Source organism: Aromatoleum buckelii (assembly GCF_012910785.2).
Classification (GTDB): domain Bacteria; phylum Pseudomonadota; class Gammaproteobacteria; order Burkholderiales; family Rhodocyclaceae; genus Aromatoleum; species Aromatoleum buckelii.
Map to the genome: position 1 here is coordinate 629,569 of NZ_WTVH02000010.1, position 25,069 is coordinate 654,637.

Below are 25,069 nucleotides of genomic sequence, written 5' to 3' on the forward strand. Positions count from 1 at the left end.
GGCGTCGGGAGTCGGTGGACGGTTATCTGGCCTGATGGAAAACGCGGGCGGCGTCGAGCATGCGGCAGGAATAGCCCCACTCGTTGTCGTACCACGCCAGCACCTTGACGAGCGTGCCGTCCATGACGCGGGTCTGGGTCGCGTCGAACACCGACGAGTGCGCGTCGTGGTTGAAGTCAATCGACACCAGCGGCTCTTCGTTGACCGCCAGCACGCCTTTCATCGCTCCGTTGGCAGCTTCCTTCATCAGTGCGGTGATCTCTTCCTTCGAGGTCGCGCGGCTGGCGGTGAAGGTGAGGTCGACGAGCGACACGTTCATCGTCGGCACGCGCAGCGCGAAGCCGTCGAACTTGCCTTTCAGTGCCGGCAGCACGAGGCCGACGGCTTTCGCTGCGCCGGTCTTGGTCGGGATGATGTTGTGGGCTGCAGCGCGCGCGCGCCGCAGGTCCTTGTGGCGCACGTCGACCAGCACCTGGTCGTTGGTGTAGGCGTGGACGGTGGTCATCAGGCCCTGCTCGATGCCGATGTTGTCCTGCAGCACCTTCGCGACCGGGGCGAGGCAATTGGTCGTGCACGACGCGTTCGACACGACAGTCATGTCGCGAGTCAGCACGTCGTGGTTCACGCCGTAGACGATCGTCGCGTCGACGTCGTCGCCGCCCGGAGCGGAGATCAGCACTTTCTTCGCACCCTGCTTCAGGAGCACTTCGGCCTTCGCTTTCGATGTGTAAGCGCCGGTGCATTCGAGCAGCACGTCGACGCCGAGCTCGCCCCAGTTCACCGCCAGCGGATCCTTCGTCGAGAAGAACGGGATGCGGTCGTCACCGACGATCATGAGATTGTCGCCTTCGGTCGCGACCGGAGTCGCGAAGCGGCCGTGCGTCGTGTCGTAGCGCGTCAGGTGCGCATTCGTGGCGAGATCGCCGGAAGCGTTGATCGCCACGATCTCGAACTGGTCGCGCAGGCCCAGCTCGTACAGCGCGCGCAGCGTGCAGCGGCCGATCCGGCCGTAACCGTTGATGGCGACTTTGATGGTCATCGAAGAATCTCCCTCGAGGAATATAGGTATAAGGAACGGGGCGGTTAAAGAAGGACCGAGCGCACCGCGCGCGCGACCGCGTCGGCGGTGATGTCGAAATGTCTGAACAGGTCTCCGGCTGGAGCGGATTCGCCGAAGGTGTCGATGCCGACGACGGCGCCTTCGAGGCCGACATACTTGTGCCACAGGCCGGTAACGCCGGCTTCGACCGCGACGCGCGGGACGCCAAGCGGCAGCACGGACGCCTTGTACGCGGCTTCCTGGCGGTCGAACACGTTGGTCGAGGGCATCGACACGACGCGCACGTGGACGTTGTCGCCGGCGAGCGCCTGCTGCGCTGCCATCGCCAAGCCGACTTCCGAGCCGGTGGCGATGATGATCGCCTGCGGCTTGCCGTTCGCCGCTTCCGACAGCACGTAGGCACCTTGGCGAATCGCCGCGACCTGCTCCGGGCTGCGCGTCTGGAACGGCAGGTTCTGGCGCGAGAACAGCAGCGACGACGGGCCGTCGCGGCGTTCGATCGCGTTTGCCCAGGCGACTGCGGTTTCGACGGTGTCGCACGGACGCCACACGTGCATATTGGGAATTAGGCGCAGCGTCGCGGTCTGCTCGACCGGCTGGTGCGTCGGGCCGTCTTCGCCGAGGCCGATCGAGTCGTGCGTGAACACGAACACCTGGCGCAGCTTCATCAGCGCCGCCATCCGCAATGCGTTCCGCGCGTATTCGCTGAACATCAGGAACGTCGCGGTGTAGGGGATCAGTCCGCCGTGCAGGCCGATGCCGTTGGCGATCGCGGCCATGCCGAACTCGCGCACGCCGTAGTAGATGTAGTTGCCGCCGGAGTCCTTCGACACGCCTTTCGAGCCGGACCACAGCGTCAGGTTCGAGCTGGCGAGGTCAGCCGAGCCGCCAATCAGCTCGGGCAACGCAGGCGCGAACGCCTCGATCGAATTCTGGCTCGCCTTGCGCGTCGCGATGGTCTCGGCCTTCTCGCCGAACTTCGCGAGCACGCTGTCCACGTGCTGGGCCCAGTTCGCCGGCAGCTCGCCTTTCATGCGGCGCTCGAATTCGGCAGCAGCTTCGGGGAAGGACTCGGCGTACGCGGCGAACTTCGCGTTCCAGTCGGCTTCGCGGACCCTGCCGGCTTCGCAGGCGTCCCACTCAGCATAGACATCGGCGGGGATCTCGAACGGCGCGTGCGTCCAGCCCATCTGCTGACGCGTCGCGGCGATCTCGGCGGCGCCGAGTGGCGCGCCGTGGCAGTCGTGGCAACCTTGCTTGGCCGGGGAGCCCGCGCCGATGATCGTCTTGCAGCAGATCAGCGTCGGCCGGCCGGTCTCGGCTTTCGCCGCGCGGATCGCGTCGTCGATCTCGGTCGACACGTGACCCTGCACGTCGCGCACGACATGCCAGCCGTAGGCTTCGAAGCGCTTCGGCGTGTCGTCGGTGAACCAGCCTGCGACGTCGCCGTCGATCGAAATGCTGTTGTCGTCATAGAAGGCGATCAGCTTGCCCAGGCCGAGCGTGCCGGCGAGCGAGCAGACTTCGTGCGAGATGCCTTCCATCAGGCAGCCGTCGCCGACGAACACGTAGGTGTGGTGGTCGACGATGTCGTGGCCGGGCCGGTTGAATTCGGCGGCGAGCACCTTTTCGGCGATCGCCATGCCGACGGCGTTGCTGAGGCCTTGGCCGAGCGGCCCGGTGGTCGTCTCGACGCCGGGCGTGTAGCCGTACTCGGGGTGGCCGGGAGTCTTGCTGTGCAACTGGCGGAAGCGCTTGAGCTCTTCGATCGGCAGATCGTAGCCGGTCAGGTGCAGCAGCGCGTAGATCAGCATCGAGCCGTGGCCGTTCGACAGCACGAAGCGGTCGCGGTCGGCCCATTGCGGGTTCGCCGGATTGTGGCGGAGGTGACGGCGCCACAGGACTTCGGCGATCTCGGCCATGCCCATCGGGGCGCCCGGATGGCCTGAGTTGGCTTGCTGGACGGCGTCCATCGCGAGCGCGCGAATCGCGCCGGTGACCGGGTTGAAGACCGGGGGGGTGACGTTGCGCGGAATCGTGTGTGCGGCTGGCGGCATGGCTTTCTCTGGCCTGTGACGGCTTGGAAAAAGCGGAATTATCGCCGAAAACGGCAGCGATGGGGTAGGGCCTGCTGCAGTGCAAAATGGATAAGTGTCTGGCGCGGCAAAGCTATTGCCGCCGCCTGAAGGATCGGGCCGGTCCTACACCCACTGCCGCCGGCGTTCCATCAGCTTCCAGATCAGCGGCGTCAGGATCAGCTGCATCGCGAGGTCCATCTTGCCGCCCGGGATTACGATCGAGTTCGCGCGCGACATCTGCGACTCGTGAATCATGCGCAGCAGATAGGGAAAATCGACGCCGCGCGGGTCCTTGAAGCGGATCACGACCATCGATTCGTCGAGCGTGGGCACGTCGCGCGCGATGAACGGATTCGACGTGTCGACGATCGGGATGCGCTGGAAGTTGATGTGCGTGAGCGAGAACTGCGGCACGATGTAATGCACGTAGTCGTGCATGCGGCGCAGGATCGTGTCCTGCACGGCTTCCATCGAGTAGCCGCGAATCTTCGTGTCGCGGTGCAGCTTCTGGATCCATTCGAGGTTGATCGCCGGTGCGACGCCGATCAGCAGATCGACGTGCCGCGCAACATCCACCTTGTCGGCGACGACGCCGCCGTGCAGCCCTTCGTAGAACAGGCAGTCGGTGCCGACGGGAAGGTCTTCCCATTCGGTGAAGGTGCCGATCGCCAGGCCGAGGCGTGCTGATTCCTCCTCGTTGTGGATGTACGAGCGGCTGCGTCCGGTCGCCGATTCGCCGTACGCGCGGAACAGGTTCTCGAGCTCTTCGAAGAGGTTGGCTTCCGGCCCGAAATGACTGATGCCGCGCTGCCCGACCCGTTCCGCATCCTCGATCATGCGGTTCATCTCGTTGCGCGTGTAGCGGTGGAAACTGTCGCCTTCAACGATCGCGGCGTTGACGCGCTCGCGGTGGAAGATCGCGGCGAACGTGTGTTTCACCGTGGTCGTGCCGGCGCCGGAGGAGCCCGTCACGGCGATGATCGGATGTTTCATGGACATGGCGAAGTTCCGCGGACAGGTTCGTGGGAGATGTGGTCTTGAAGCGGTGATCTTGAAGCGCTGATCTTGAAAGCGGTGAGGTTCGCGGTATGGGGTGAAGCTGTCGCACGCAGGCCGGATGAGGTCGGTCGGGAAGCTCAGGAGTGTGCGGCCACCCAGCTGCGCCACTCGAGGAACAGCGTCGGATTGGCCGCGGCGATGATGCCGCGCTTGATCGCCGGCCCGGCCATCAGCGAGCCGCCATCGAGCGCCGCAGCCTCCCCGCCGGCTTCGGCCAGGATCAGCCGACCTGCTGCGTAGTCCCACAGCATCTGCCCGCCGTGCAGGTAGACGTCGAGCCGGCCGGCGGCGACGAAACACCATTCGAGCGCGCTCGATCCGAAGTTGCGCTGCGAGAAATACGGTGGACGCACCGCGAGTTCGTCACCGAGGTGATGGCTGATGCGTTTGAAGTCGATGCCGGCGACCGCGTCGTGCAGGCGCGGCGCAGCAGGACGGAGAGGGAGCTCGACGCCGTTGAGGAACGCCCCGGCGCCTTTCGCCGCATAGAACGATTCGTCGGTGACCGGGTTATAGACGACGCCGAAGCGGGTTTCCTGTTCGACCAGATACGCGATCGACACAGCGAAGAACGGAATGCCGTTGGCGAAGTTGGTGGTGCCGTCGATCGGGTCGATGCACCACATGCCGGCCCGCCCGCTGCTCCACAGGTGCGCCTGCTCTTCGCCGCTCATTTCCTCGCCGAGCACGGGGCCGGGCAGCAGGCGGGGCAGGGCTTCGATGAAGCGCGCCTGCGATTCGAGATCGGCTTCGGTGAACAGCGACCCGTCCGGCTTGCGGTTGCGCGCGGTCTTCAGATAGCGCGGCAGGATGACTTCGCGGGCGATGTCGCGCACGACCGATTCGAGCGCACGGGCACAGGCGAGTCGTTGCCCGACAGTCGACATGTCACGCCTCCCGCCATTTGATCGAGCAGCCGATGCTCGGGGTCTGCTCGCGCGGCCCTTCGCCGGTGCGCGCGACCTGCAGCATCGCGTCGAAGAGCTCGCGGCGCGCGTCGGCCGGTGTCGGGCCGCGGCCCGATGCGTCGAGGCGGCCACGGTATTGCAGCTCGAGCCGACCGTTGAAGCCGAAGAAATCCGGCGTGCATACCGCGCCGTACGTTTTCGCGACCGCCTGTGTCGCGTCGAGCACGTACGGAAACGGAAAGTCGAGGTCGCGGGCGATGCGCACCATGTTGTCCCACGAGTCTTCCGGATAGTCGGCCGGGTCGTTCGCCATGATCGCGATGCTGCCGATGCCGTGCTCCGCCAGCTCGCGCGTGTCGCGGATGAGCTTGTCGATGACGGCTTTCACGTACGGGCAGTGATTGCAGATGAACATCACCAGCAGGGCGTTGGGGCCGCGCGCCGAAGCAGGCGTATGACGCTTGCCGTCGACGCCCGGCAGGTCGAAGTCCGGCGCCGGCCAGCCGAAATTGCACAGCGGAGTTGTCGTTGCGACCATCGGGAAGCTCCGGAAAGACAAGGGTTTCCTTATAATAGCATGATGATTTCTCGCTTCTTTTTTCCCTGTCCATTGCCTGACTCGGGCGAAATCGAGCTGCCGGACGCGCTCGCGCACCACGCGTTGCGCGTGTTGCGCCTGCGCGACGGCGACCCGCTAGTGCTGTTCGACGGACGCGGTGGAGAGCTGGTCGCCCGCCTGCAAGTGCGCGGCCGGGACGCGTTCGCGGTACGCGGCGAACACCACGCGCTGGAACGGGAATCGCCGCTGTCCTTGGTGCTGGTGCAGGCGCTCGCGAGCGGCGAGAAGATGGACTGGATCGTGCAGAAGGCCGTCGAGCTCGGGGTGTCGGCGCTCGTCCCGGTGCACGCGGAGCGTTCGGTGCTGAAGCTGTCGGGCGACCGGGCGCAAAAGCGCGTCGCGCACTGGCGGCAAGTGGCGATTTCCGCGTGCGAGCAGAGCGGGCGCAATCGCGTGCCGGAGATCGAGCCGATCACCGGGCTGCGCGAGTATCTCGCCAGCAGCGCCGCAGCGGCGTCGAGGTTCGTATTGACCCCGGTCGACGGCCGCCGCCTGGCGTCGCTCGCCCGCCCCGAAGCAGCGCTGCACCTGCTCGTCGGCCCCGAAGGCGGCTGGTCGGATGATGAGCTCGCGATGTGCCAGGCTGCGGGGTGCGTTCCGGTCGGCCTCGGGCCGCGAGTGCTGCGTACCGAGACGGCCGGGCTCGCTGCAGTCGCGGCGCTGCAGGCGCTGTGCGGCGACTTCTGAATCCGGACGGGAGGCGACGTGTTCGAGTCGGCTGAGCTCGGCCACAAGATCGACAAGGCCGAATACGACGCGGTGGAGCCGCAGTTGCGCGCGCAACTGCTCGATGCGCAGTTCGACCTGCTCGAGCAGAAGGCGTTTGCCGTCGTCGTGCTGATCAACGGCATCGATGGCGCGGGCAAGGGGGAAACCGTCAACCTGCTCAACGAGTGGATGGACCCGCGCCACATCCAGAGCTGGGCGTTCGATTCGCCGACCACCGACGAAGCGGAACGCCCGTTCATGTGGCGGTTCTGGCGCGCGTTGCCGCCGCGCGGCAAGATCGGCGTGCTGTTCGGCAACTGGTACACCGATCCGATCCGGGAACGGGTCGAGCGGCTCAGCAAGAAGCCCGAACTCGACCAGCATCTCGATGAAATCAAGCGCTTCGAGACGATGCTGGTGCGCGAAGGGGTGCTGCTGATCAAGCTGTGGTTCCACCTGTCGAAGGACGGACAGAGGAAGCGGCTGAAGGCGCTGGAAAAGGATTCGCGCACGCGCTGGCGCGTCACCCGGCAGGACTGGAAGTACTACGCACAATACGCTCGCTATCGCAAAGTCGCCGAACACGTGCTGCGCCATTCGAGCAGCGGCGAGGCGCCGTGGCTGATCGTCGATGGCTCCGACCCGCGCTTCCGGGCGCTGCTTGTCGGGCGCACGTTGCTCGACGCGATGCGCAAACGCCTCGACGTCTCGACCCGAGCCTGGACGCCGCGACAAACCCAGGCGCCGCTGCCGCCGGTACTCGACGAGCGCAACATCCTCAACAGCCTGACGCTCGACCAGCCGCTCGAGCGGGACTCCTACGACGAGCTCCTCGAGCGCTACCAGTGCCGGCTCGCGCTGCTGACGCGCCATCCCGCTTTCCGCGAGCGTTCGCTGGTGCTGGTCTTCGAGGGCGTCGATGCGGCGGGAAAAGGGGGCGCGATCCGGCGCGTGACGGCGGCGCTGGACGCGCGTCTCTATCACGTCATCCCGGTCGCCGCGCCGACCGAGGAAGAGCGCGCGCAGCCATACCTGTGGCGTTTCTGGCGCCATCTGCCGCGGCAAGGGAAGGTCGCGATCTTCGACCGCTCCTGGTACGGACGGGTGCTCGTCGAGCGGGTCGAAGGCTTCTGTTCCGAGGCGGACTGGATGCGTGCATACTCGGAAATCAACGATTTCGAGGATCAGCTCGCCGCCGCCGGCGGGATCGTCGTCAAGTTCTGGCTGCAAATCGGCAAGGACGAGCAACTGCTGCGGTTCAGGGCGCGCGAGGCCGAAGCGCACAAGCGGTTCAAGATCACCGAGGACGACTGGCGCAATCGCGAACGCTGGGACGATTACGTACGGGCAGTCTGCGACATGGTCGATCGAACCAGCACCGAAACCTCGCCCTGGACGCTGGTCGAAGCGGAAAACAAGTTGTTCGCGCGTATCAAAGTGTTGCAAACCCTCTGTGTACGGCTTGAAACCGAGCTGAAAAACGACGTTTCGCGCCGCGGAAGGCGGTAAGCGCGCGCGAAACGTCCTTGTTTCGTTAGAATGCGGATCTTGCTGGCTCCGCGCCGCCCCTTCGGCCGCGCACGCAGCTCAAAGACTCCTGACGGTGATCGCTTGAACGGGCAAACCACTCCTTCCCGTGCCGCAACCGAAGTCCCTGCGAGCACCGACCAGTTCGTTGCCTGGGTGCGCGGGGCGGCGCCCTACATCCACGCGTTTCGCGGCCGGACGTTCGTGATCGGCTTCGGCGGTGAAGTCGCCGCCGGCGCGCGCGCGCAAAGTCTCGCGTACGACTGCAATCTGCTGGCGGCGCTGGGCATCCGTCTCGTCCTCGTGCATGGTGCGCGTCCCCAGATCGATGCCGAACTGGCAAGGCGCGGGCTCGAGCCGCGCTACCACAATGGCCTGCGCGTAACCGACGCCGACGCGCTCGAATGCGTCAAGGCAGCGATGGCGGTGACGCGCATCGAAGTCGAAGCGCTGCTGTCCCAAGGGCTGCCGAATACGCCGATGGCGGGCAGCTATATGCGGATCACCGGTGGCAACTTCATCACCGCGCGCCCGGTCGGCGTCGTCGACGGCGTCGATTACCTGTACACGGGCGCGGTGCGCAAGATCATCGCCGAGGAAATCAACGCCGACCTCGATCAGCAGAACGTCGTGCTGATCACTCCGCTGGGCGTGTCGCCGGCCGGAGAGATTTTCAATCTGCCGATGGAGGAAGTCGCGGAAGCGGTCGCGATAGCGGTCCACGCCGAAAAGCTCATCTATCTGTGCGATGCGCCCGGGCTGCTGGATGACGACCAGCATCTGATCGATTCCGTCACCGCGGACGAAGCCGAGCGCATGTTCAACGCCGGTGAAGGGCTGACCGAGGATCTCGATCTTTACCTGCCCTGTGCGATCCGCGCCGTGCGCCGTGGCGTTGCCCGCGTGCATCTGATCGACCACGACAAGGACGGCGGCCTGTTGCTGGAGTTTTTCACGCACGCCGGAGTCGGCACTGTCGTGTCACGCGACCCGCTGTTCCGATTGCGCGAAGCCACGTTCGAGGACGTCGCCGCGCTGGTCGCGCTGATCTCGCCGATGGAAGCGGACGGCACGCTGGTGCGGCGGGGCCGCGAGCTGCTCGAACAGGAAGTCGACCGCTTCACTGTCGTCGAACACGATGGGGTGCTCGTCGGGTGCGCCGCGCTGTACCCGTTCAGCGACGAACGCGCCGCCGAACTCGCCTGCCTTGCAGTGACTCCCGAATACCGGCGGGCGGGGCTGGGCGACCAGCTGCTGCGAAGGATCGAACAGCGCGCGCGGGCGCAGCGCCTCGAGCGGCTGTTCGTGCTGACGACGCGCACCGCCCACTGGTTCCGCGAGCGCGGCTTCAGCGAGATCGGGCCGGACGCCCTGCCGCGGCAGAAGCGCGAACTCTACAACTACCAGCGCCGTTCCAAGGTGTTCACGAAGCCGCTATGAACATTCGCGATGCATTGCCTGCCGCCGAGAGGTTCCTCGCAGTATGCGAGGAGGCGACGAATTGAGCGGCGAAGGGAGCGACGCGAAGCTGCTTCCGGTGCTCGCCGGTGTGGTCGCCGCGATACTTGCCGCGTTCGCCGTGGGAATCGGAATGTATGGCGGTGCCGAGGGCGCGCGTCTTGGGGCAATCGTCACGATCGCCGTAATCGGCCTGCTGGCCGGAGCCGCCGTGCACTGCGACAGGCTGCGTCGGACGCGCGAAAGGGAGCAGGGCAATATCGCGATCGCGGCGCGGCTCGACCGACTCGATGCCGACGCGGCGATTCCGCTCGCGCCTTCGCGGGAGGTTCGGCCGCAGGACGCGCTCGCCCGCATCGACGCCGCCTCCGACGAAGTGCGGCGGCTGCGGGAGGTGGCCGAAGGGGTGTATGGCCTCGAGGCGCTGTTTGATGTCGGCGGGCGCCTCGTCTGGATCAGCCCGTCGATCCACCGCATCACCGGCCGTACGCCTGCTGAATGCCTCGCAGCGCCCGATGCGATCGTGTTCCTCGTGCATGAGTCGGACCGCAATTATTGTTTGCGCACGGCGCGCAAAGTCGCCCAAGGCGGCCCGCCGGCGAATTTCGAGATGCGTCTGATGCGCGCCGACGGGCGCATCTGCTGGGTGGCGTGCCACTGGCGGCCCCTCGGCGACGATTCCACTCATCCGGCAGGTTTGCGGATGTCGGCGGAAGACATCCAGGCGCGCAAGGAAACCGAATACAAGCTGCTCGAAACGGTGACCGAGCTGCGTCGCGCGCAGGCACTTCGCGAACGCTACCTGGCCCGCAGCAACGATGAGCGCCAGCGCCTTTCGGCTCTGCTCAACGTGATCCGCCTCGGCATCCTGTTCATGGATCGGGATCACCGAGTGCTCTACTACAATCGGGCGATGCTCAGCATCTGGGGGTTCGCGCCCGAGGAGAACCTGATCGGGATGCGCGATGTGGTGCTGCAAAGCCGCGTGGCCCCGTTGCTGGAGCAGCCCGAAGCGTATTTCGAGCACATCGCGGGCGTGCTGCAGATGCATGGTGTCAGCGAAACGCATGAGATCGGCCTGCGCGACGGACGCATCGTCACCGACGTGTCGACGGTCGTGGAGTCGGTCGCGGAGCCGGTCCAGGGCCGGCGCTGGATCGGGCGGGTGTGGATCTACGAGGATGTCACCGAAGAGCGAAAGATCGCCCGGAAGATGGTGGAGCTGGCCGAACGCGATCCGCTGACGAACCTTTTCAACCGGCGGCGCTTCCACGAGGAGCTCAATCGCCTGGTGGCCGAGGCAAGCCGCCACGCAGTGCGCGTCGGCCTGATCGCGATCGACCTCGACGGCTTCAAGCCGATCAACGACGAGTTCGGTCACCAGGCGGGCGATGCCGTGCTCGTCGGCCTCGCCCAGGCCGTCGGCGGCGTGATCCGGCGCAACGAGATGTTCTTCCGCCTCGGCGGCGACGAATTCGGCGTGCTGGTGCCGGATGCCGAAGAGCGCGATCTGTGCGAACTCGCCCGGCGCATCCTCGAAGTCATCGAGACGCAGCGCTTCGAATTCGAGGGGCGCTCCGCGAGCCTCACTGCGAGCCTCGGGATCGCGCTGTTCCCGCAACACGCGGACAACCCAGAACAGCTCATCGCGGTCGCCGATCAGGCGATGTACTGCTCGAAGAACCGGGGTCGCGACAGATGGACGCTGGCCGGGAGTCGAGCGCATGAATCCGATAGAATGGTGCCTTCAGAATCCGATGAACCCATTTGCAGAGGGGATTGAACGATGACCCGTATGGTCAATTGCATCAAGCTTGGGCGCGAAGCGGAAGGGCTGGACCTGCCGCCGGTGCCAGGCGCGCTGGGCAAGCGCATTTTCGAGAATGTGTCCAAGGAAGCCTGGCAGCAGTGGGTGAAGTACCAGACCATGCTGATCAATGAAAATCGCCTCAACCTGATGGACGCGCGGGCGCGGAAGTACCTCGCCGAACAGATGGAAAAGCATTTCTTCGGCGGTGGCGCGGACCAGGTCGGCGGCTACGTTCCGCCCGCACAGTAAATCCGGGCGCATGCCGCGGCTGCAAACGAAGAAGGGATGACCTGCGGGTCATCCCTTCGTTTTTCCGGCCGCAGCAGCCCTGTCAGCGCCTGCCCGACTCGCGCTCCAGCGCTTCGATCCCTTCGTGGCGCACGTCGCGGCCCCTGACCATATACACCACGTATTCCGACACGTTCTTGGCGTGGTCCCCGACCCGCTCGATCGACTTGGCGATGAACAGCACGTCGAGCGCGCGCGTGATGAGCCGCGGATCTTCCATCATGTACGTGATCAGCTGGCGCATGATGCCTTTGAAGATCGCATCCACCTCCTTGTCCTCGCGGGCGATGTCGGCTGACGCCGAAGGATCCATGCGGGCGAAGGCGTCGAGTGCGCGCTGCAGCATGTCGACGACCATCGCCGCGACGTGCCGCAGTTCGACTTTCGGCACGAACATCGCGTCGGAACCGATGATCTGCCTGCCCGCCTTCGCGATCTTCTTCGCTTCGTCGCCGACCCGTTCGAGATCGGTGATCATCTGGATCATCGTCATGACCATGCGCAGGTCGCGCGCTGTGGGGCCGTGGCGCGCAATGAGCAGGATGCACGCGTCGTCGAGCGCGACTTCCTCTTCATTGACGCGTCGGTCGTCTTCGATGACCGCTTCGATCGTTGCCATGTCCCCGCTGCCCAGCGCCTCGATCGCGCGGCTCAGCTGCTGCGCGACGAGGCCGCCCATTTCCAGCAGGCGCTTGCGGATGGCTTCCAGTTCGGTGTCGAAATGAGTGAGAGTGTGTTTGCTCGGCATGTCGGAATCCTCAGTGTGCGAGGAGGCTAGCAGCAAAAAGTGACCGGAATGTTTCAGGTGGGCGTCAGATGTGCAGGCTGCTCAGCTTGCAACCTGTCGCTCGACCCCGGCGGGCGTTGCCAGCAGCAGCACGTCCGCACCGCGGCGCGCGAACAGGCCGTTGGTCACCACCCCGACAATCTGGTTCAGCTCGGTTTCGAGCGCGCGCGGCGAAGTGATCATCAGACCGTGCACGTCGAGGATCAGGTTGCCGTTGTCGGTGACGAATCCGTCGCGCAATTCGGGCCGGCCGCCGATCCCCGCGAGTTCGCGCTCGACGTAGGCGCGAGCCATCGGAATGATCTCGACGGGCAGCGGAAAGCGGCCGAGACAGGCGACCTTCTTGCTCGTGTCGCAGATGCAGATGAACCGGCGCGCAACCGCCGCGACGATCTTTTCGCGGGTCAGCGCGCCGCCTCCGCCCTTAATCATGCAAAAACCGGCGTCGATCTCGTCGGCCCCATCCACGTACACCGGCAGGTCGGTGATGTCGTTCAGATCGAGAATCGGGATGCCGTGAGCCTCAAGGCGACGCGCGCTGGCTTCCGAACTGGACACCGCTCCGGCGATGCGCTCCTTGATGCCGGCCAGACCGTCGATGAAATGATTGACGGTCGATCCGGTGCCGACACCGACGATCATGCCGTCCTCGACGTAGTCGAGTGCCGCGATCGCGGCTGCCTTCTTGAGTTCGTCCTGGGTCATGGTGAAATGTCCATCCGGTGAAACGTCGCTTCAGATCAGTCCGTCGAAAACCTGCACCGTCACTGCTTCTCCGGCCGCCACGTCGCCGCGCTCCTCGGCCAGGACGATGAAGCAGTTCGCCTCGGACATCGACCGCAGCACTCCCGAGCCCTGCGCTCCGGCTAGGCGCACCGTCTGCCGGCCGTCGACCGTTTCCAGCTGGCCGCGCAGGAACTCCCGGCGGCCGGCCTGTTTGCGGATCGCTTCGCCGCACGGGACTTCGAACAGCGCAGGTTCCGGCAACGGCGAAACGCCGGAGAGGACGAGCAGGGCATCCTGCACGAACTGGTAAAAAGTCACCAGCACCGCGACCGGATTGCCCGGCAGGCCGAACAGCCAGGCATCGCCGACGCGGCCGAAAGCCATCGGCCGTCCCGGCTTGATGTCGATTTTCCAGAACGCAACTTCGCCGAGGCGATTCACCAGTTCGCGGATGAAGTCGGCCTCGCCGACAGAAACGCCGCCGCTGGTCAGGATCACGTCCGCATCGGCTAAGGCACCGCGAAAAGCGGCTTCGAGGGCCGCCGGGTTGTCGGGCACGACGCCCATGTCGAGCATGTCGCAGCCCAGACGGGAAAGTGCGCCGAAGAGCGTGTAGCGGTTGCTGTCATAGACTTCGCCGGGTGCGAGCGGCTTGCCGATCGACGCGAGTTCGTCTCCTGTCGAGAAGAACGCGACGCGTAGGCGTCGACGCACGGTGACTTCGGCGATGCCGAGCGAAGCGATCAGACCCAGTTCGGCGGGGCCGCAGCGTTTGCCAGCCGGCAGCGCGACGCTGCCGAGGGCGAGATCCTCGCCCGCCCGGCGCAGGTTTTGCCCCGCCTGCTGTCCCGGCGGGATGAACACCTGGCCGTCGCCGGCGCGGGCCATTTCCTGCACCACGATGGTGTCAGCGCCTTGGGGAATCGGCGCGCCGGTCATGATCCGAACTGCTTGTCCGGCACCGACGATGCCTGAAAACGGCTTGCCGGCGAACGCAGTGCCCACCACCGTAAGCGCAGTTTCGTGCCCGACAGCGAGATCGCGAAACCGCGCCGCATAGCCGTCCATCGCCGAGTTGTCATGGCCCGGCACGTTGCACGGCGCGATCACGTCGTCGAGCAAAACCCGTCCGAGCGCGTTGCGGACCGCGACGCGTTCCCACCCGCCGATCGGCGCCAGGCGTTCGAGAATCGTTCGCCGCGCTTCGGCGGTGGTCAGGTGGGGGGAGCGGGGCGCGGACTTCGCGCCGGAGTTCTGATTCATGACTCTCATCCCTTGACGCGGCGGCGCGCCGCCACACTGCTGATTATCATCGCACGGTCGACCGCCAGTGCGGCAACTCATGTCGTGTCGTGGTGGTCAAGGGCGCCGGTAGCGCCCGGCGATTCGCGGGCCGGCAAGAAAAAGGGTGGTCGAGCCACCCCATTCACGAACCGCGATCCTGCTGTTGAGCTCTTAACGCAGTCCTGCCGCGTAATCCGAGACGGCCTTGATTTCCGCATCGGTCATCTTCAGCGCGATCGTCTGCATCATCTGGCTTGGATCGTTCTTGCGTACGCCGTCGCGGAAAGCTTTCAGTTGCGCTTCAGTGTACTCGGTGAACTGGCCTGCCACCCGCGGGTACTGGGCCGGCATGCCGGCGCCCGTCGGGCCGTGACAGCCTGCGCAGGCCGGCAGGCCTTTCGCGGCGATGCCGGCACGCCAGATGTCCTGGCCCTGTTGTGCCGTCGCTGCGTTCTTCGCGCTCTCGGGCTGCAGTTTCTGCGACGCGAAGTAGACCGCGAGCGCCTTCATGTCCGCGTCTTCGAGTCCGGCCACCATGGCGCCCATGATGGGGTTCTCGCGCTCGGGCGGCTTGCCGTCCCACGACTTGAACGCCCTCAGTTGCTTGTAGAGATATTCCTCGTGCTGCCCCGCGATCTTGGGATTGGCCGAAATCGGGCTGTTGCCGTCCGGGCCATGGCAGCCGGCACAGACGGTTTCGGCCGTCGTTTTCGCCTTTGCAAGATCGGGAGCCGGTTCTTGGGCCTGAAGGCCGCCGGCAACCAGCAGCAGCGGGAGCAGCAGGGAACGCTTGATCATGGTGTCCTCAGAAAGCCGTGAGCGGTCGTCACAAACGCGTTATTCTATATCAAGTACCCCGTTTTGCGCGATGCAAGGTGGGCGCGCCCCAACCCCGTCCTTGCTCTCGCCCTTGTTCTTGCCAATTCCCAGATGCCGATCTTCCGTAACGCACGATTCGAAATTTCCATTGCAAAATCAGGGGATTTGCCCCCTCCGCAAGGCGCGGAAATCGCGTTCGCCGGGCGCTCCAACGCGGGGAAGTCGAGCGCCATCAATACGCTTGCCGATCATACCCGTCTGGCATTCGTGTCGAAGACGCCCGGGCGCACCCAGCTGATCAATTTCTTTCGCCTCGATTGTGGCGCGGTGCTCGTCGACCTGCCGGGCTATGGCTACGCGAAAGTGCCGGAAAACATCCGCCGCCAATGGCAGGGGCTGCTCGAGCACTATCTGCGCAAACGTGAAAACCTGGTCGGACTGGTGCTGATCATGGATTCGCGTCATCCGCTCACCCCGCTCGATCGGCAGATGATCGACTGGTTCGTGCCCGGCGGGCGACCGATCCACGCGCTGCTGACAAAATGCGACAAGCTGTCGCGCAACGAGGCTGCGGCCACGCTTGCCAGCGTTCGGCGCGAAGTTGCGACAATCGGGCCGCAGATCAGCGTGCAACTGTTCTCCAGCCTGAAGAAAATCGGCATGGAAGAGGTCGAGCACAAGGTGGCGGGCTGGCTCTGTCTGCCGAGCGACGACTTGCCGGCAATTCCGACCCCGGCCCAGCTGCGCGCGGCAGGGAAATAATCGATACGCCGCACGAATAAACGACCGGGCAATAAAAAACCCCGGGCTAAAGGGGATAAAGCCCGGGGTCAAACGCCTTAACTGGATTAAGGCACCCGCTCAGGGAGGTGAAGCGGGAGATGGCTCGTCACCATCTGTACGATAAGATAAGCCTCTTTCGGCGAAGTTCCTCCGCGGTTTCGTTACCGGGTGTTTCGCCCCACTTCACTGGACTGACCATGCGCCCTACCGGAACCTTTCCCGCGACCCGCATGCGGCGGATGCGCCGCGATGACTTTTCCCGCCGCCTGATGCGCGAGTCCCGGCTTTCCACCGATGACCTGATCTATCCGGTGTTCGTGCTCGAAGGGACCGGCATCACCGAAGTGGTGCCGTCGATGCCGGGGGTGAACCGCGTGTCGCTCGACCACCTGTTGCGCGTCGCCGAAGAGGCGGTTTCGCTCGGCGTGCCGGCGCTGGCGCTGTTCCCGGTCATCGAGGCCGGGGGCAAGACACCCGGCGCCGAAGAGGCGTGGAATCCCGACGGCCTCGTGCCGCGGGTCGTGCAGGCGCTGAAGGCGCGTTTTCCTGAACTCGGCGTGATCACCGACGTCGCGCTCGATCCTTACACCAGCCATGGCCAGGACGGGCTGATCGATCCCGACGACCCGCGCGGCTATGTGCTCAACGACGAGACGCTCGAGGCGCTGGCGAAACAGGCGCTGTGCCACGCGCAGGCCGGGGCGGATGTCGTCGCGCCGTCCGACATGATGGACGGGCGCATCGCGCGCATCCGCGCCGAACTCGACCTCGACGGCCGGATCCACACCCGCATCCTCGCGTACGCGGCGAAGTACGCGTCGAGCTTCTACGGCCCGTTCCGTGATGCGGTCGGCTCGGCCGGGAGTCTCGGCAAGGGCAACAAATATACGTACCAGATGGACCCGGCGAACTCCGACGAGGCGATCCGCGAAGTCGCGCTCGACATTGCCGAAGGGGCCGACATGTTCATGGTGAAGCCCGGGATGCCGTACCTCGACATCGTCCGCCGGGTGAAGACCGAGCTGCAGGTGCCGACGTATGTGTACCAGGTCAGCGGCGAGTACGCGATGCTGAAGGCGGCAATCGCGAACGGCTGGCTCGCGGAGGAGGCGTGCGTGATGGAGGCGCTGCTGTCGTTCAAGCGTGCCGGCGCCGACGGTATCCTGACGTACTTCGCGCTCGACGCAGCGCGCTGGCTGAAGGCCGCCGCCTGACCCTTCCGTCCGACGTCACGCGAGCCAGGGCCGGGCGGCGCGGCGCAGGCGCAGGATCGAGCTGATCTTCATGTCGACGTAGGCCGGCTGCTTCAGGCCCTCGCCGACCAGCACGGTCTTCATGCCGAGCCGCTTCGCGGTGCGCAGGTTCTCGGCCGAATCCTCGATGAGCACGCAGCGGCGCGGATCCAGGCGGTGGTCGTGGAGCAGGTGGCGGAACGCCTGCACGCCGGGCTTCGGATGGAAGCGCATTTGCTCGATGCCGAACACGTCATGGAAATGCCGGCGGATGCCCATCGCCTCGACGACCGCTTCGGCGTAACGCTGCGGGCCGTTCGAGAACACGATCTTGCGCCCCGGCAGACGACGCAGCATCGAGCGCAGCGCGCGATCGAACACCATCAGCTTGTGCAGTTTCTCGAAGCGATGCGTCGCCTCGAGAAAGTGGTGCGGGTTCGTGCCGTGGTGGCGCACGAGGCCGAGCAGCGTCGCTCCGTAGCGATGCCAGTAGTGAACCCGCAGCGCGTTCGCTTCCTCCGGGCTCAGCGACAGGTGCTGCTCGAGGTACGCCGTCATGCTGCGGTTGATGTGCGGGAAGATGTGGGCGCTGGCGTTGTGCAGCGTGTTGTCGAGGTCGAACAGCCACACCAGTCGGGGCGGGAGCGGAGCGTTCATCCCCGCAGCTTGCGCGGCTGGAACTGCATGACCGCGCGGCCGTCCTCGGTCGTCTTCGGCTGCGCTTTCCATGCGTGGCCCTGGACGATCTCGAAAGTCGCCGGCACGCGCCCGTCGCGGCGCAGCGCCTCGAGGGCATGGCGCGCCGCGGCCCAGCCCGACTTGCCCGAGAGCCCGCGGGGCCGTGCACGGCTCGCGTTGGCGCTGCCGGAAAGCCGCAGGTCGCGCAGCAGTTCGTCGATGTTCGCGTAGGTCAGCGTCAGCACTTCCATGTCCATGACCGGATCGGAGAAGCCGGCCGCGACCAGTGCGTCGCCAAGGTCGTGCATGTCGATGAAGCGGTGCACCCGCTCGCCGTGCGCATCGGGCAAGGCCGCGCGCAGCTCTTTCAGCGTGTCCGGCCCGAGCGACGAGAACATCAGCAGGCCGTCGGTTTCGAGCACGCGGTGCATCTCGCGCAACGCCGGCAGCGGATCAGCGAACCAGTTGAGCAGCAGGTTCGACCACACCAGCGAAACGCTGGCACGGGCGAACGGGAGGGCGGACGCATCGGCGCAGACGAGCGACGGCGGCGCGCTGCGGCCAAGCGAGCGCAGCCGCCCGAAGAAGCTGCGCTCGCCGCGCGCGCGGTCCAGCATCGGCAGCGCGAAGTCGGCGCCGATGCGCATCGCTTTCGGGTAGCGCTTGCCGAGCGCCTCGAAGTCCGCCCCGGTGCCGCAGCCGAGGTCGAGGATGCGCTTCGGTTCGATGCGGATGTAGTCGAGCCGCTCGTCCATCCGGCGCGCGACTTCGCGCGCGAGCACCGCGACCTCGTCGTAAGTCACCGCGGCACGACCGAAGCGCCGGACGAGGAGTTCGCGGGCGAGGGCGAAGTCGGCCGGAGCGCTCATCCTGCTCAGGCGGGACGCAGGCCGAGGCGCGCGAACAGCGCCTCGTCGCGGTCGGTGTCCGGATTGTCGGTCGTCAGCAGGCGGTCGCCGTAGAAGATCGAGTTCGCGCCGGCCATGAAGCATAGCGCCTGCAGCTCGTCGCTCATCTGCTCACGTCCGGCGGACAGGCGGACGAAACTCGTCGGCATCATGATGCGCGCCGCGGCGATCGTGCGGACGAATTCGAATGGATCGATCTTGTCGACGTTTTCGAGCGGCGTGCCGGGCACCGGCACGAGGTTGTTGATCGGCACCGATTCGGGCGGCGACGCCATGTTCGCGAGCTGCACCAGCAGCCCGGCGCGGCTGCGCCGTCCTTCGCCCATGCCGACGATGCCGCCGGAACAGACGTTGATGCCCGCGCCGCGCACCTGTTCGAGCGTGTCGAGGCGGTCGGCGAGCGTGTGCGTCGTGATGACCTGGCCGTAGAACTCCGGCGCGGTGTCGAGGTTGTGGTTGTAGTAGTCGAGGCCGGCTTCCTTGAGCTGCAGCGCCTGGTCGCCTTTAAGCATGCCGAGCGTCACGCAGGTCTCGAGGCCGAGCGCCTTGACCTCGCGCACCATCGCGAGCACCGTCTCCATGTCCTTGTCCTTGGGCCCGCGCCACGCCGCGCCCATGCAGAAGCGCGACGCTCCCTTCGCTTTTGCCGCTTTCGCGTGCTCGACGACTTCGGCCACTTTCAGCAGCTGTTCACGGTCCAGGCCAGTGTTGTGGCGCGTCGATTGCGAGCAGTAGCCGCAGTCTTCCGAGCAGCCGCCGGTCTTGATCGACAGCAGCGTCGAGCGTTGCACCGCGTTCGCGTCGAAATGCGCGCGATGCACCTGCTGCGCGCGGAAGAGCAGGTCCATGAAAGGCTGTTCGAACAGCTCGACGGCTTCGGCCACGGTCCACTGGGTGCGGGGTACGGCCGGGTCGGCCTGGCGTTCGGCAGCGGGCGCTGAAGTCATTGTCATGAAAGCGGTTCCGGGATGTAATGCGAAGCCTCGCATGTTCCTTCATTGGCCGAAATCTTGTCAAACGTGCTCGATGCGTTGCGCTTTCGCGCACGCCGGATCGCAGACTTGCTGATGCCGCAGGACTGCTTCGTGTGCGGTTCGATGTCGGGCGCAGCGGCGCTGTGCAGCGCCTGCCGGAACGATCTGCCGCGCCAGCCGGCGTCGTGCCCGGTATGTGCTGTTCCGACTGCCGATGGTGCCACCTGCGGGCGCTGCCTGCGCAGCCCACCGGCGTTCGATGCGAGCCGTGCCGCGTTTGCGTACGCTTTTCCCGTGAATCGGATGGTCCAGGGGCTCAAGTATCGGCACCGGCTGGCGTTGGCGAATTTTTTCGCCGAGGCGCTGTTGCCGCTCGGCCAGCCCCGGCCGGCTGCGGTCCTGCTGCCGATGCCGCTGCATGTCCGTCGGCTGCGCCAGCGCGGTTTCAACCAGGCCGTCGAGATCGCCCGCCCGCTCGGACGCGCGTGGGGCATGCCGCTCGAACTCGCCGGTGTCGGGCGCGCGCTGAACACCGCGCCGCAGGTGTCCTTGCCGTGGAAGGAGCGAAGCGTCAATATGCGGGGCGCCTTCCGTTGCGCGGCCTCGTTTGTCGGCCGCACGGTGATCGTTGTCGACGACGTCATGACGACCGGCGCGACGCTCGATGAGCTCGCCCGCACGCTCAAGATGCATGGCGCCGCGCGAGTCGAAAACCTCGTCGTGGCACGCACCCCTTCCCCCGACTGACATGCTCGATATCGTTCTCTTCCAGCCCGAAATCCCGCCGAATACCGGCAACACGATCCGGCTCGCGGCCAACACCGGTGCGCGGCTGCATCTCGTGCGCCCGCTCGGCTTCGATCTCTCCGACCGGCAACTCGCGCGCGCCGGCCTCGATTACCACGACCTGACGACGGTCACCGTTCATGATGACTGGAACGCGTGCCTGTCCGCGCTCGCCGGCCGGCGCCTGCTGGCGCTGAGCACCAGGGGCCGGACGCGCTACGATCTCGTCGACTACCGTGCGGACGACGTGCTGTTGTTCGGGCGCGAAACCAGCGGGCTGCCGGCCGAAGTTCTCGATTCGGTGCCGGACATGCAGACGCTGCGCATCCCGATGTGCCCGGCCAACCGCAGTGTCAACCTGTCGAACGCCGTCGCGGTCGTCGTTTTCGAGGCGTGGCGCCAACTGGGATTTGCAGGCGCGACTTGAGCTCGGGCGCGTCCGCCCCGCGGGGAAGCGACGGGGGCGGACCGGGCGGCGCTGTGATGCTGGAACAGGCGCGAACGCCTTGCGGCTCACTCGTGCCGCGGCTCGCGCGACAGCAGTTGCTCGACGACTTCGCGCGGGCCGAGGCGGGCGTCGTGGAGCAGGGTCTCGACGGCTTCGCACAGTGGCATCTGGACGCCGTGGCGGGCAGCGAGCTTGACGACTTCGCGGGCGGAGGACACGCCTTCGGCGACATGGCCGAGTTCGCCGAGGATCTCGACGAGGGTCTTGCCCTGGGCGAGTGCGAGTCCGACGCGTCGGTTGCGCGACAGGTCGCCGGTGCAGGTCAGGATCAGATCCCCCATGCCGGCGAGACCCATCAGGGTCTCGGGGCGTCCGCCGAGCGCTTCGGCGAGCCGCGCGATTTCGGCCAGCCCGCGAGTGATCAGCGCCGCGCGCGCATTGAGGCCGAACCCCATGCCGTCCGACACGCCTGCGGCGATCGCGAGCACGTTCTTGACCGCGCCGCCGATCTCGGCGCCGACGAGGTCGGAGTTCGCGTAAATGCGCAAACGCGGCTGGTGCAGCACATGAACCCAGTGACGGACGAAAGCCGGGTCGACCGCGGCCAGCGTCACCGCGGTCGGCATTCCGCGGGCGACTTCGGCGGCGAAGCTGGGGCCGGTCAATACGCCGCACAGGGCTGTGGGTCCGAGCTCCTCGGCGACGATTTCATGCGGCAGCTTGCCGCTCCCGGCTTCGAGACCTTTGCACGCCCAGATCAACGGGGTGCCGGGCTGCAGCGTCTTGAGTTCGCCCACCGTGGCGCGAAGCCCGGCGAGCGGCGTGACGACGAGGTGCAGATCAGCGGCGCGTGCAGCGGCGGCAAAATCGGCCGTCAGGGCCAATTCTTCCGGAAGGGGCACGCCCGGCAGATAACGCTCGTTGTGCCGCGTCGTCGCGAGAGTGTCGATGTGGCCTGCGTCGCGGCCCCACAGGATGACGTCGTGGCGCGGGCTGAACGCGAGCGCCAGTGCGGTGCCCCAGGCGCCGGCGCCGAACACGGCGATGCGCATCCGCGTCAAAGCCCCCACACCTCGCTGATCTTGAGATAGCCCTGCGTGCCGTCCTTGTGGCGGACCTGGATCCAGCCATCGCCCGATTGCGCGACGAATTCGAGGACCGCGTCCTTGACGGTCTCGAACGCCGCCGGCGCATCGTCCGCGGGGCGCTGGCGCACCACGCCCCGCGGCACGGCGACCATCACGGTGCGTTTTTCGGACAGCGCACGACGTTCGATCCAGGTCAGCGCTCCGCCCGCATCGCGCACCTTGACCCACTTGTCGAGCGTCACGACGACTTCGACGGGAGTGCCCGGCGCGACGATGTACAGGCGCTTGCCCTTCTCGGAAGGCGCGTCGAACAGCACGGCGGGTTCGCCGACCGAACGGAATTCGATCGCTTCGGCGGCGCCGGCCGACAGGGCCAGCGCGGCGGCGAGGGACAGCGAGAAGCGGAGGTTCGGGCGCATTCGTCTCACTGGATCGGGAGTTCGCCGGCCTGCGCGGCGGCTGTGACCTGCTGTTGCTGCTGGGCCTGATACAGCGATTCGAAGTTCACCGGGGCAAGCACCACCGGCTGGAAACCGGCGCGGGTGATCGCATCCGACACCGATTCGCGCGCATACGGGAAAAGGATGTTGGGGCAGCCGATCATCATCACCGCCTCGAGATCGCCTTCCGGAATGTTGCGGATCTGGAAAATGCCCGCCTGCGCAACTTCGACGAGAAACACCGTCCGGTCTTCCGCCAGTTTCGACGACACGGTCACCGTCAGCGTGACTTCGAAAACGCCTTCGTCGACGTTGCTGGCCTCGGTGCGCAGCTGAACATTGATCTGCGGATTCTCGCGCTCGAGGAAAATCTTCGGCGCGTTCGGCACTTCGAGCGAGAGATCCTTGACGTAGAGTTTTTCGATCGAGAAGACGGGTTGCGCGGCTTGTGCGTTTTCGGTCATGGAAAGGCCTGGAAAAGGAAGTGAATCGGGGAAGTGGATCAGGTCGGTGCAGATGATGTTGAGATCGCCCCGCTAGGGGCGGCGGGGGCGTAAACGGCGCGGCGTGCGTTCAGGACGCTCAGGGGGCGGCCAGCAGCGGGTCGAGCTTGCCGGCGTGGTCGAGATCGAACAGGTCGTCGCAACCGCCGACATGCTGGTCGCCGATGAAGATCTGCGGCACCGTCCGGCGCCCGGTCAGCTTGATCATCTCGTCGCGCAGCGACGGATCCTGATCGACACGGATCTTCTCGATGTCGGTCACGCCCTTGCGCTTGAGGAGCTGTTCGGCACGCACGCAGTAGGGGCACACGTTCGTGGCATACATTCTGATTTTTGCCATGTTCATTTCCTCTTGCGGCTGACCGGCTGCCCGGCTTTTTCCCATTCGACGAGGCCGCCCCGCAGGTTGAAGAGTTTCTCGAATCCCGCTTTCCTCAGCGTTGCGACCGCCGCAGACGAGCGAGCACCGGTGAAACAATAAACGATCAGCGGACGATCCTTGAATTTCGCGAGCTCCGCGCTGCGTCGTTCGAGATCGCCCTGCGGTATGTGACGCGCGTTCGGGATATGACCGCGGGCGTATTCGGCCTGGTCGCGAATGTCGACGACGATCGCCTCTTCGCGGTTGATCAGCAGCGTCGCCTCGATCGGTGATACCTGGCTTTTGTCGCCTTGCGCGCGCGCGAAGTCGAACAGCAGCCAGCTGCCGCTCGCTACCGCAAGCGCAGCCCAGTACCAGTTTTGCTGGAGGAATTCCACGAAATCTTGCTCCGTTCTAGGGGGTCGATGCGAAGGGTGATAATCGAGATGACAATTGAGGCGGCAGCCGGGATTGCAGTCGGCGGTGCCGGCTTACAGCCTGTCGCGGGCGACGCCGCAGAACACTTCGCGCATCAGCACGATCAGCTGCAGCGTCCGCTGGTCGCAGACGCGGTAATAGACGCGATTCGCATCCTTGCGGGTTTGCAGCACTCCCTTGTCCCGAAGGATCGCGAGGTGCTGGGAGATGTTGCTCTGCGAGGTGCCGACCGCCTCCACGATTTCCTGGACGCAGATTTCGCTCTCGCCGAGCACGCACAGGATCTTGAGCCGCAGGGGGTGTGCAATCGCCTTGAGGGCGCGAGCGGCGGTCTCGATGTGCTCGTGCTTGTCGATCAGGTCGATGATGGCGTTGTTGTCCACTGTGGCCGTGAAGTGCAGATCAGATGACTAGTATAAAATACCGCGGCCCGATTAAGGGCGAGTCCGGTGTGTTTGTGTTGCGCCGCGGGCGCTCCGGTTCCGGCCTCGTCCTGGCGTCCGATGTCAGCTTCACAATTTCAACCACTTTTTCCCGAGCGTTCATGTACAAAATCGTTCTGCTTCGCCATGGCGAGTCTACCTGGAACAAGGACAACCGCTTTACCGGCTGGACCGACGTCGATCTCACCGAGAAGGGTGTCGAGGAGGCCCGGGTTGCCGGCCAGCTGCTGAAACGCGAGGGTTACACCTTCGACCTGGCCTATACGTCGGTGCTCAAGCGTGCCAACAAGACGCTGAACATCGTCCTCGAGGAACTCGACTCGCTGTGGCTGCCGGTGGAGCATTCGTGGCGTCTGAACGAACGGCATTACGGCGACTTGCAAGGGCTCAACAAGGCCGAGACCGCAGCGAAATTCGGCGACGACCAGGTGCTCGTCTGGCGACGTTCCTATGACACCCCGCCGCCGCCCCTGCCGGAGGGCGACGAACGGCTCACCAGCGGCGACCCGCGTTATGCATCGCTGCCGCGTGCGCAGTTCCCGCGCACCGAATGCCTCAAGGACACGGTTGCGCGCTTCGTTCCGTACTGGGAGACGGTGATCGTGCCGAATATCCTCGCCGGCCGCCGCATCCTCATCGCGGCCCACGGCAACAGCCTGCGCGCGCTGATCAAGTATCTCGACAACATCTCGGACAGCGAGATCGTCGGCCTGAACATCCCGACCGCGCAGCCGCTCGTCTACGAGTTGGACGCGAACCTGCGCCCGATCAGGAGCTACTACCTCGCTGATGCCGACACGATCCGCGCGGCCGAGGCGGCGGTGGCGGGGCAGGGCAAGGCGAAGGGTTGAAAGCC

General features: G+C 65.7%; 28 protein-coding genes. 10 read left to right on the plus strand and 18 right to left on the minus strand.

What is annotated here, in order from left to right:
- Positions 1–22: 22 nt before the first annotated feature.
- The 5 genes from gap to GO608_RS13680 all read right to left on the minus strand — a co-directional run bounded on the left by gap (position 23) and on the right by GO608_RS13680 (position 5,643).
- A complete protein-coding gene (gene gap, locus GO608_RS13660; protein WP_169197964.1) occupies positions 23–1,039 on the minus strand; it encodes a type I glyceraldehyde-3-phosphate dehydrogenase in 1,017 nt (338 codons plus the stop codon).
- Positions 1,040–1,083: 44 nt separating this feature from the next.
- Positions 1,084–3,117 (minus strand): transketolase, encoded by a 2,034-nt coding sequence (gene tkt, locus GO608_RS13665; RefSeq protein ID WP_169197963.1) that lies wholly within the window; start codon positions 3,115–3,117, stop codon positions 1,084–1,086.
- Positions 3,118–3,261: 144 nt separating this feature from the next.
- A complete protein-coding gene (locus GO608_RS13670; RefSeq protein ID WP_169197962.1) occupies positions 3,262–4,137 on the minus strand; it encodes a phosphoribulokinase in 876 nt (291 codons plus the stop codon).
- A 137-nt stretch (positions 4,138–4,274) separates the two neighbouring features.
- Complete coding sequence (locus GO608_RS13675; RefSeq protein ID WP_053419904.1) at positions 4,275–5,084, minus strand: inositol monophosphatase family protein; 810 nt, start codon at positions 5,082–5,084, stop codon at positions 4,275–4,277.
- 1 nt (position 5,085) lies between these two features.
- A complete protein-coding gene (locus GO608_RS13680; RefSeq protein ID WP_169197961.1) occupies positions 5,086–5,643 on the minus strand; it encodes a thioredoxin family protein in 558 nt (185 codons plus the stop codon).
- A gap of 42 nt (positions 5,644–5,685) precedes the next feature.
- Here GO608_RS13680 and GO608_RS13685 point away from each other — a divergent pair, with 42 nt between their 5' ends.
- From GO608_RS13685 to GO608_RS13705, 5 genes are all read left to right on the plus strand, one after another.
- A complete protein-coding gene (locus GO608_RS13685) occupies positions 5,686–6,411 on the plus strand; it encodes a 16S rRNA (uracil(1498)-N(3))-methyltransferase (protein WP_169197960.1) in 726 nt (241 codons plus the stop codon).
- A gap of 18 nt (positions 6,412–6,429) precedes the next feature.
- A complete protein-coding gene (pap, locus tag GO608_RS13690) occupies positions 6,430–7,941 on the plus strand; it encodes a polyphosphate:AMP phosphotransferase (RefSeq protein ID WP_169197959.1) in 1,512 nt (503 codons plus the stop codon).
- A 102-nt stretch (positions 7,942–8,043) separates the two neighbouring features.
- Positions 8,044–9,399 carry an amino-acid N-acetyltransferase gene (argA, locus tag GO608_RS13695; RefSeq protein WP_169197958.1) on the plus strand — a complete coding sequence of 452 codons (1,356 nt, stop codon included), beginning with the start codon at positions 8,044–8,046 and terminating at the stop codon, positions 9,397–9,399.
- Positions 9,400–9,442: 43 nt separating this feature from the next.
- Positions 9,443–11,200, plus strand: coding sequence for a sensor domain-containing diguanylate cyclase (locus GO608_RS13700; RefSeq protein WP_211159306.1), 1,758 nt, complete (start codon positions 9,443–9,445; stop codon positions 11,198–11,200).
- 3 nt (positions 11,201–11,203) lie between these two features.
- Positions 11,204–11,476, plus strand: coding sequence for an oxidative damage protection protein (locus GO608_RS13705; RefSeq protein ID WP_169197957.1), 273 nt, complete (start codon positions 11,204–11,206; stop codon positions 11,474–11,476).
- Positions 11,477–11,558: 82 nt separating this feature from the next.
- Here the strand turns inward: GO608_RS13705 and phoU are convergent, their stop codons facing one another.
- The 4 genes from phoU to GO608_RS13725 all read right to left on the minus strand — a co-directional run bounded on the left by phoU (position 11,559) and on the right by GO608_RS13725 (position 15,110).
- On the minus strand, positions 11,559–12,263 hold the full coding sequence (phoU, locus tag GO608_RS13710) for a phosphate signaling complex protein PhoU (protein ID WP_169197956.1): 705 nt from the start codon (positions 12,261–12,263) through the stop codon (positions 11,559–11,561).
- 81 nt (positions 12,264–12,344) lie between these two features.
- On the minus strand, positions 12,345–13,007 hold the full coding sequence (gene rpiA, locus GO608_RS13715) for a ribose-5-phosphate isomerase RpiA (RefSeq protein WP_169197955.1): 663 nt from the start codon (positions 13,005–13,007) through the stop codon (positions 12,345–12,347).
- Positions 13,008–13,037: 30 nt separating this feature from the next.
- Positions 13,038–14,291 (minus strand): molybdopterin molybdotransferase MoeA, encoded by a 1,254-nt coding sequence (gene moeA, locus GO608_RS13720; RefSeq protein ID WP_169197954.1) that lies wholly within the window; start codon positions 14,289–14,291, stop codon positions 13,038–13,040.
- A gap of 192 nt (positions 14,292–14,483) precedes the next feature.
- A complete protein-coding gene (locus GO608_RS13725) occupies positions 14,484–15,110 on the minus strand; it encodes a c-type cytochrome (RefSeq protein WP_169197953.1) in 627 nt (208 codons plus the stop codon).
- 132 nt (positions 15,111–15,242) lie between these two features.
- On the opposite strand from GO608_RS13725, the gene yihA reads away from it, so the two are divergent.
- A complete protein-coding gene (yihA, locus tag GO608_RS13730) occupies positions 15,243–15,893 on the plus strand; it encodes a ribosome biogenesis GTP-binding protein YihA/YsxC (RefSeq protein WP_169197952.1) in 651 nt (216 codons plus the stop codon).
- 218 nt (positions 15,894–16,111) lie between these two features.
- Positions 16,112–17,128 (plus strand): porphobilinogen synthase, encoded by a 1,017-nt coding sequence (hemB, locus tag GO608_RS13735; RefSeq protein WP_169197951.1) that lies wholly within the window; start codon positions 16,112–16,114, stop codon positions 17,126–17,128.
- Between the two features lie 15 nt (positions 17,129–17,143).
- Here the strand turns inward: hemB and GO608_RS13740 are convergent, their stop codons facing one another.
- Genes GO608_RS13740 through bioB form a run of 3 tightly spaced genes read right to left on the minus strand, consistent with a single transcriptional unit; the run spans position 17,144 to position 19,685 of the window.
- A complete protein-coding gene (locus GO608_RS13740; RefSeq protein ID WP_169197950.1) occupies positions 17,144–17,803 on the minus strand; it encodes a pyrimidine 5'-nucleotidase in 660 nt (219 codons plus the stop codon).
- Positions 17,800–18,693 carry a malonyl-ACP O-methyltransferase BioC gene (gene bioC / locus GO608_RS13745; RefSeq protein ID WP_211159305.1) on the minus strand — a complete coding sequence of 298 codons (894 nt, stop codon included), beginning with the start codon at positions 18,691–18,693 and terminating at the stop codon, positions 17,800–17,802. Before bioC ends, GO608_RS13740 begins: the two co-directional genes overlap by 4 nt.
- 5 nt (positions 18,694–18,698) lie before the next feature.
- Positions 18,699–19,685, minus strand: coding sequence for a biotin synthase BioB (gene bioB / locus GO608_RS13750; RefSeq protein ID WP_169197949.1), 987 nt, complete (start codon positions 19,683–19,685; stop codon positions 18,699–18,701).
- Between the two features lie 114 nt (positions 19,686–19,799).
- Here bioB and GO608_RS13755 point away from each other — a divergent pair, with 114 nt between their 5' ends.
- Both GO608_RS13755 and GO608_RS13760 read left to right on the plus strand, forming a co-directional pair.
- A complete protein-coding gene (locus GO608_RS13755; RefSeq protein WP_169198013.1) occupies positions 19,800–20,453 on the plus strand; it encodes a ComFC family protein in 654 nt (217 codons plus the stop codon).
- Position 20,454: 1 nt separating this feature from the next.
- Positions 20,455–20,919, plus strand: a complete 465-nt coding sequence (locus GO608_RS13760; protein ID WP_169197948.1) for a tRNA (cytidine(34)-2'-O)-methyltransferase — start codon at positions 20,455–20,457, stop codon at positions 20,917–20,919.
- 86 nt (positions 20,920–21,005) lie between these two features.
- Here the strand turns inward: GO608_RS13760 and GO608_RS13765 are convergent, their stop codons facing one another.
- From GO608_RS13765 to GO608_RS13790, 6 genes are all read right to left on the minus strand, one after another.
- Positions 21,006–21,992 (minus strand): NAD(P)H-dependent glycerol-3-phosphate dehydrogenase, encoded by a 987-nt coding sequence (locus GO608_RS13765; RefSeq protein WP_211159316.1) that lies wholly within the window; start codon positions 21,990–21,992, stop codon positions 21,006–21,008.
- Positions 21,993–21,997: 5 nt separating this feature from the next.
- The gene (locus tag GO608_RS13770) at positions 21,998–22,447 is read right to left on the minus strand and encodes an SH3 domain-containing protein (RefSeq protein ID WP_169197946.1); all 450 of its coding nucleotides are present in this window, start codon (positions 22,445–22,447) and stop codon (positions 21,998–22,000) included.
- 5 nt (positions 22,448–22,452) lie between these two features.
- Positions 22,453–22,932 (minus strand): protein-export chaperone SecB, encoded by a 480-nt coding sequence (gene secB / locus GO608_RS13775; protein WP_169197945.1) that lies wholly within the window; start codon positions 22,930–22,932, stop codon positions 22,453–22,455.
- A gap of 118 nt (positions 22,933–23,050) precedes the next feature.
- Positions 23,051–23,311 (minus strand): glutaredoxin 3, encoded by a 261-nt coding sequence (grxC, locus tag GO608_RS13780; RefSeq protein WP_169197944.1) that lies wholly within the window; start codon positions 23,309–23,311, stop codon positions 23,051–23,053.
- 2 nt (positions 23,312–23,313) lie between these two features.
- Positions 23,314–23,730 carry a rhodanese-like domain-containing protein gene (locus tag GO608_RS13785; protein ID WP_169197943.1) on the minus strand — a complete coding sequence of 139 codons (417 nt, stop codon included), beginning with the start codon at positions 23,728–23,730 and terminating at the stop codon, positions 23,314–23,316.
- Between the two features lie 93 nt (positions 23,731–23,823).
- On the minus strand, positions 23,824–24,153 hold the full coding sequence (locus GO608_RS13790) for an ArsR/SmtB family transcription factor (protein ID WP_169197942.1): 330 nt from the start codon (positions 24,151–24,153) through the stop codon (positions 23,824–23,826).
- 161 nt (positions 24,154–24,314) lie between these two features.
- Here GO608_RS13790 and gpmA point away from each other — a divergent pair, with 161 nt between their 5' ends.
- Complete coding sequence (gene gpmA / locus GO608_RS13795) at positions 24,315–25,064, plus strand: 2,3-diphosphoglycerate-dependent phosphoglycerate mutase (RefSeq protein ID WP_169197941.1); 750 nt, start codon at positions 24,315–24,317, stop codon at positions 25,062–25,064.
- Positions 25,065–25,069: the final 5 nt, after the last annotated feature.

Excerpts from the sequence above, each read along its gene's own strand:
- gap (WP_169197964.1), bottom strand. The coding sequence starts at position 1,039 with ATGACCATCAAAGTCGCCATCAACGGTTACGGCCGGATCGGCCGCTGC.
- tkt (WP_169197963.1), bottom strand. The coding sequence starts at position 3,117 with ATGCCGCCAGCCGCACACACGATTCCGCGCAACGTCACCCCCCCGGTC.
- GO608_RS13670 (WP_169197962.1), bottom strand. The coding sequence starts at position 4,137 with ATGTCCATGAAACATCCGATCATCGCCGTGACGGGCTCCTCCGGCGCC.
- GO608_RS13675 (WP_053419904.1), bottom strand. The coding sequence starts at position 5,084 with ATGTCGACTGTCGGGCAACGACTCGCCTGTGCCCGTGCGCTCGAATCG.
- GO608_RS13680 (WP_169197961.1), bottom strand. The coding sequence starts at position 5,643 with ATGGTCGCAACGACAACTCCGCTGTGCAATTTCGGCTGGCCGGCGCCG.
- GO608_RS13685 (WP_169197960.1), top strand. The coding sequence starts at position 5,686 with ATGATTTCTCGCTTCTTTTTTCCCTGTCCATTGCCTGACTCGGGCGAA.
- GO608_RS13700 (WP_211159306.1), top strand. The coding sequence starts at position 9,443 with ATGCGAGGAGGCGACGAATTGAGCGGCGAAGGGAGCGACGCGAAGCTG.
- GO608_RS13705 (WP_169197957.1), top strand. The coding sequence starts at position 11,204 with ATGACCCGTATGGTCAATTGCATCAAGCTTGGGCGCGAAGCGGAAGGG.
- phoU (WP_169197956.1), bottom strand. The coding sequence starts at position 12,263 with ATGCCGAGCAAACACACTCTCACTCATTTCGACACCGAACTGGAAGCC.
- rpiA (WP_169197955.1), bottom strand. The coding sequence starts at position 13,007 with ATGACCCAGGACGAACTCAAGAAGGCAGCCGCGATCGCGGCACTCGAC.
- moeA (WP_169197954.1), bottom strand. The coding sequence starts at position 14,291 with ATGAATCAGAACTCCGGCGCGAAGTCCGCGCCCCGCTCCCCCCACCTG.
- GO608_RS13725 (WP_169197953.1), bottom strand. The coding sequence starts at position 15,110 with ATGATCAAGCGTTCCCTGCTGCTCCCGCTGCTGCTGGTTGCCGGCGGC.
- yihA (WP_169197952.1), top strand. The coding sequence starts at position 15,243 with ATGCCGATCTTCCGTAACGCACGATTCGAAATTTCCATTGCAAAATCA.
- hemB (WP_169197951.1), top strand. The coding sequence starts at position 16,112 with ATGCGCCCTACCGGAACCTTTCCCGCGACCCGCATGCGGCGGATGCGC.
- GO608_RS13740 (WP_169197950.1), bottom strand. The coding sequence starts at position 17,803 with ATGAACGCTCCGCTCCCGCCCCGACTGGTGTGGCTGTTCGACCTCGAC.
- bioC (WP_211159305.1), bottom strand. The coding sequence starts at position 18,693 with ATGAGCGCTCCGGCCGACTTCGCCCTCGCCCGCGAACTCCTCGTCCGG.
- bioB (WP_169197949.1), bottom strand. The coding sequence starts at position 19,685 with ATGACAATGACTTCAGCGCCCGCTGCCGAACGCCAGGCCGACCCGGCC.
- GO608_RS13755 (WP_169198013.1), top strand. The coding sequence starts at position 19,800 with ATGCCGCAGGACTGCTTCGTGTGCGGTTCGATGTCGGGCGCAGCGGCG.
- GO608_RS13760 (WP_169197948.1), top strand. The coding sequence starts at position 20,455 with ATGCTCGATATCGTTCTCTTCCAGCCCGAAATCCCGCCGAATACCGGC.
- GO608_RS13765 (WP_211159316.1), bottom strand. The coding sequence starts at position 21,992 with ATGCGCATCGCCGTGTTCGGCGCCGGCGCCTGGGGCACCGCACTGGCG.
- GO608_RS13770 (WP_169197946.1), bottom strand. The coding sequence starts at position 22,447 with ATGCGCCCGAACCTCCGCTTCTCGCTGTCCCTCGCCGCCGCGCTGGCC.
- secB (WP_169197945.1), bottom strand. The coding sequence starts at position 22,932 with ATGACCGAAAACGCACAAGCCGCGCAACCCGTCTTCTCGATCGAAAAA.
- grxC (WP_169197944.1), bottom strand. The coding sequence starts at position 23,311 with ATGGCAAAAATCAGAATGTATGCCACGAACGTGTGCCCCTACTGCGTG.
- gpmA (WP_169197941.1), top strand. The coding sequence starts at position 24,315 with ATGTACAAAATCGTTCTGCTTCGCCATGGCGAGTCTACCTGGAACAAG.